Source organism: uncultured Acinetobacter sp. (genome assembly GCF_947624825.1).
In the GTDB taxonomy this organism is placed as follows: domain Bacteria; phylum Pseudomonadota; class Gammaproteobacteria; order Pseudomonadales; family Moraxellaceae; genus Acinetobacter.
Window position 1 is genome coordinate 1 of sequence record NZ_CANQLZ010000098.1, and the last position, 5,158, is coordinate 5,158.

Sequence of the window (5,158 nt, forward strand, 5' to 3'; positions counted from 1 at the left end):
GCAGGCTGTGGGGGCGGTGGTAGCGATGGTTATTACGACCAAAGTGGATCAAATAATAACTCAGGTGGTAATGCTAACAATCCAGGAACTGGTGAAGAAGTACAAACAATTAATATTAGCGCGATTGAGCTTCAAGATAGTAATGGAGAGGGTGGTCAAAGTATTACACCACTTGGTGTGATTGCTAAGGTTAAAGTAACAGATCAATCAGGACAAGGTATTAGTGGTGCGATTGTTAACTTTAGCTCTACAGCACCTGTTGTATTTGGTACAACAAATGGGGCGGTCTTGAGTAATGCTGAAGGTATTGCAAGTATTACGGTAATGCCACAAGATGACACTACCACAGGTGTGTATCGCATTACTGCACAAGCTGAATATGATGGTAATACTGCAAGCAATGAATTGGCCTTTAGTTTACAGGCACTTACAGTTAATTTGTCACCAATTACTGTGGCCAATGCGAGTCTAGCATCGGGTGGTTCGACCAATGTAAGTTTAACCACATCAAACCAATACGGTACTGCACAAAATAATATTCCTGTGAATTTTAATGCAACATGTGGCACGTTTGAACCAGCATCTGTCACATCTGTGAATCAGGGCAATGTATTGACATCGTATAAAGCAATCTCTGCAACAGGTGACTTGTGTGAAGGTCCTGTCACGATTAACGCGCTGACAGCGAATGGGCAAACCTCTGTATCAGCTAATTTAAACGTACAAGCTATTTTAGCGGACTCACTTGTGTATAGCAGCACAGCACCTGTAAGTTTGGGTGTAAAAGGTAGTGGTGCAGCAGCTTCTGGTCAAATTGAATTTACTTTATATGCCAATGGTATTCCAGCCGCGAATAAAGACGTATTACTCACCATAAATGAAGCACCAAATGACTTAAGCTTTGGAGATTTGAATAATCGTCTACCCAAAACTATTACGAGTAATGCTGATGGTAAAGTCTTTGTTAATTTATATCCGGGAAGTATTCCAGGTCCAGTAGAAATTCGTGCGGCATTAAAAGATGATCCAACTGTCTTTGCATTATCTAAGGATGTCAGCATCTCTGTGGGGCGTGTGACACAAAGTGGTATGAGCCTTTCTGTGTCAAAACAAGCTTTACGTACAGATATTGATGGTGACAGTTCTACCATTACAGCACGTTTGGTCGATCGTACAGGTAATCCAGTGCCGGCAGGTACAGTGATTAGCTTTGTATCAGAAGGTGGTAAAGTTGATCCAAATTGTATGACTGATGCTGCTGGTGTGTGTACAGTGACTTTGACCACACAAAATCCACGTCCATTGGACAATCGTGTGAGCGTATTGGCTTATGTTGAAGGTGATAAATCTTATATCGATGTGAATGGGGATAATATTTATACACCAAATGTCGACACCTTAACCCAAAATATTGGCGATTTTTTCCGCGATGATAATGAAAATAATCTTCATGACTTAGGTGAATTTATTTATCGTAAAGCGGCAGGTAGTTTAGCATGTAGCGCATCTACGGTTCTTCAACCTAATATGCAAGAAACTTGTAATAACGGCCTAAATGCAGTATTACGTCAACAGATGATCTTTGGATTCTCACATGATACACCAACGTTTGTATGGGGAGCGGGAGTGAGTGATGCATCAGTTGCAGGTGATGGTAGTTTCAGTTTCCGAGTGTTTGGTAATAGCCAACAAAGAGTGTCTATGCCATCAGGTACAACTGTAAGTGCTGAAAGTGCAGACAAAACCAATAATGGTAAAGACTGTAGCGTCGAATTACGTTCTGGTTATGCAACTGTTCCCGGAGCAATTAATTTTACTGACTTAAGTACATCTGGGGATAACTTAGACAGCGTATCTCGTTATACTGTGCTTGTACGTGACTGTGCGGTTGGTGATGATGTGAAAATTGTTACAAGTGTCCCAAGTGGTAAAATGACAACATCTTGGTTACAAGTAAGATAACAAAGCTGAGTCGTTAAAAAAGTCCAACTTAAGTTGGACTTTTTTTTAGATCTGAGTGCCAACCATAACGCCTGCAGTTGGGCGCAGTTGCATGGATTGACAAGCAGCAAGAGATAAACAACAAATTAAAATGAAACAGAGTTTATTCATGTAATAAGCCTTGTGCTTTTGCCTGATCAAAAAGGACTTTCGAGCGCGTACCGCTACGACAGACCATCAAGATCGGTTTAGGAAGCTCATTATAGTATTTGGCAAATTCAACCACGTCTGTTGCAGAAATTTTACCACTGACCACAGGTTGATAAATCACACTCACATCAGCATCTTCAGCAATGCTACGCAATTGATTTACTGTGACCAAATTACCTTGTTCTTGATCAGGACGATTGACAATGACTGATTTAAAGCCCTGTTGCATCAGTTGAGTAAACTTCTCAGTATTCATTTGTCCAGTGACACTGACATGAGGAGTGAGGCTTTTACTCAATGACAAAGCTGCTGAATCTGCAAGCGTTACACCAGTTAAACTCAAAGCTAGGACAGTGATTACAGCTGCCAAAAGCTGTTTAGTCATCTAATAAATCCATTTGTTTAGCAAGTTGATACAAATTATTTGAGCGATTACCACTGCGGCAGAACATCAATACTGGTTTTGGTAATTCATTAAAATGATTGGCAAAAGCGCGTACATCTAATTCACTAATTTGACCTGCCACAACTGGTTGATGTACATAGTCAAGACCCGCTTGGCGTGCAGCTTCTTCAATCTGTGCGCTCGTTGGTTGCTCAGGGCCACCTTCAAAGTCAGGGCGGTTGTTGATAATAGATTTAAAGCCTTTTTCAACCACTTGGCTAATATGTTCAGCTGCAATTTGACCTGCAAAACCCACTTGATCGCTCATGCTTTCGCTCCATTATAAGATGCATAGATAATCAGATATGATAGCATTATGCTGAAAACACAACCTTAATCTGTTGTAGTTTTTACAAGCAATTACAGCAAAACAAAGCCATTAGCATGGGGCACTTATGTATCGTTACTTCGTTGAACCGCTGTATGTAAAAAGTGATAAAGACGTATTGGCGGCGGATTTTTATCATCCTGAAACGAAAGTGCCACCTGCTGTGATTATCATGGCGCATGGCTTAGCAGGATTACGTCAATTTAAGTTGGTTGAGTATGCCAAAGCCTTTGCCAAAGCAGGCTATGCGGTGGTGCTATTTGACTATCGGTATTGGGGCGGGAGTACAGGGCGTCCGCGTGAATTGGTCTCAATTAAGCACCAACTCCATGATTGGCGCATCATGATTGAGCATGTCGCTGCACGTAAATCGATTGATGCCACCAAGATTGTATTGTGGGGTACGGGTTTAAGTGGAGGATACGTCTTAAACTTAGCCACAGAATTGGCGCATATTGCAGCTGTGATTGCGCAAGTGCCCTTTGTAGATGGTGCAGAAACTGCCAAACAGTATCCGCTACAACAATTACCTAAGGCTTTAAAACTCTCTAGCCAAGATTATATGGGGGCAAAAGTAGGTTTAGCCCCCAAATATCTACCTGTGGTTGATGCACACAAATTTAGCTTTTTTTATGGTGCCGAGCAGCATCGTGATTATCTGTCTATTGTACATCCCGATTATTATTGGAGTGGGCAGATTCCAGCTCGGGCATTATGGCAATTCATACGTTATCGCCCCATCTTAGAAGTCCAGCATATTCGTTGCCCGGTTTTGTTTATCGCAGCTCAACACGATGCATTGGTGCCAATTGAAGCTAGTCGCGACTGTGCCACGCGCATTGCACCGTATGTACAATATCATGAGTGGCAGATGCAACACTTTGATATTTATCATCCCCCACATTTAGATCAAGCGATTCAAACGCAAATTGCCTTTTTAGATCAATATATTGGAGTTAACCTATGATTATTGTTTGCCCGAGTTGTCAGGCTAAAAACCGTGTGCCTGAAGATAAATTACACGCCAATCCAAGTTGTGGTCAATGCCAAGGTCAACTCATTGCGCTTGCACCGATTGACTTAAATGAACAAAACTTTAGCCAATTTATTACAGGCAGCGATTTGCCCATTTTAATTGATCTGTGGGCTGAGTGGTGTGGTCCATGTAAGATGATGGCACCGCATTTTGCCAAGGTCGCTGCATCTTATCCAAATGTAGTATTTGCTAAAATCGACACCGAAGCCAATCCGCGTTTAAGCAGTGCTTTTAATGTGCGTAGTATTCCAACGCTTGTGTTGATGAATAAAACCACAGAAATTGCTAGAATAAGCGGTGCACTACGATCTAGCGAACTACAACAGTGGTTAGATCAGCATCTTCATGCCAACACCGGGAGCTAATGTGTCAGATCTCTTAAAGCCAGAAGGGACTTTATCTCTTCAAACTATTGCAATGCCAGCCGATACCAACTGGAGTGGTGACGTTTTTGGTGGTTGGATTGTATCGCAAATGGACTTGGCAGGTGCAATTCATGCAGAACGTTTCTCTAAAGGACGTTGTGCCACGATCTCAATTAACCAAATGACCTTTTTGGTGCCTGTAAAAGTGGGTGATGTCATCACGTGCTATACCAAGCTGTTAAAGGTGGGTAATACTTCATTGCAAATGCAAATTGAAGTGTGGGATAGCCATGACAGTTCACGTCCAGCGCGTCGTGTAACCGAAGGGGTGTTTACCTTTGTGGCTGTAGATGTCAAAGGCAACAAGCGTCAGATTCCTGAAGATGTTAAGCAGGCGTGGCAAGCAACTCAAATGGCTTAAGCGTCAGCATTAAAAAATCCCGCAATCTGCGGGATTTTTTACGTAAAATATAATAAATTAGTACTGTGAATGTAAAATTTTAATATAAATAAATTTCAAATGATTTTTATATAAATTATGACAATTGAATTAAATTTATTTTTAAGATTGATTTAATGAATACGAAATTAAAATATGTAAATCATTTGATTTTTAAATATTTTTTAGCTTAATATAATTTTGGATTAATTATATTTTTTATTGACTAAGGTGCTTTATTTGGTTAGTTTTGCTTTGATATTTAATTTAAAAATATCATAGAAGCATAATTTTTTATTTTAGGGGTTATACATGTCACAATAGATCTCTTGCGAAAGTTAATTTAAGAGCATCCAATTCACCATTCCAGCAATTAAATTCATTCTTAGACCAA

6 protein-coding genes are annotated in these 5,158 nt (G+C 40.4%); 4 read left to right on the forward strand and 2 right to left on the reverse strand.

The annotated features are described in order from the left end of the window. A partial coding sequence (locus Q0017_RS13195) for an Ig-like domain-containing protein (protein WP_298147732.1) occupies window positions 1-1,962 on the forward strand: 1,962 nt, incomplete at its 5' end. 142 nt (window positions 1,963-2,104) lie between these two features. Here Q0017_RS13195 and Q0017_RS13200 read toward each other — a convergent pair. Next, complete coding sequence (locus Q0017_RS13200; protein ID WP_298147735.1) at window positions 2,105-2,536, reverse strand: sulfur transferase domain-containing protein; 432 nt, start codon at window positions 2,534-2,536, stop codon at window positions 2,105-2,107. Then, window positions 2,529-2,864 (reverse strand): TIGR01244 family sulfur transferase, encoded by a 336-nt coding sequence (locus Q0017_RS13205; protein ID WP_298147738.1) that lies wholly within the window; start codon window positions 2,862-2,864, stop codon window positions 2,529-2,531. The genes Q0017_RS13200 and Q0017_RS13205 overlap by 8 nt, the downstream gene beginning before the upstream one ends. Window positions 2,865-2,991: 127 nt before the next feature. On the opposite strand from Q0017_RS13205, the gene Q0017_RS13210 reads away from it, so the two are divergent. From Q0017_RS13210 to Q0017_RS13220, 3 genes are read left to right on the forward strand one after another with little or no spacing between them, the layout of a single operon-like run. Further along, the gene (locus Q0017_RS13210) at window positions 2,992-3,891 is read left to right on the forward strand and encodes an alpha/beta fold hydrolase (protein ID WP_298147741.1); all 900 of its coding nucleotides are present in this window, start codon (window positions 2,992-2,994) and stop codon (window positions 3,889-3,891) included. Beyond that, window positions 3,888-4,325, forward strand: a complete 438-nt coding sequence (trxC, locus tag Q0017_RS13215; protein ID WP_298147744.1) for a thioredoxin TrxC — start codon at window positions 3,888-3,890, stop codon at window positions 4,323-4,325. Before Q0017_RS13210 ends, trxC begins: the two co-directional genes overlap by 4 nt. Before the next feature lies 1 nt (window position 4,326). Continuing rightward, window positions 4,327-4,746, forward strand: coding sequence for an acyl-CoA thioesterase (locus Q0017_RS13220; protein WP_298147746.1), 420 nt, complete (start codon window positions 4,327-4,329; stop codon window positions 4,744-4,746). The last annotated feature ends 412 nt before the right edge of the window (window positions 4,747-5,158 follow it).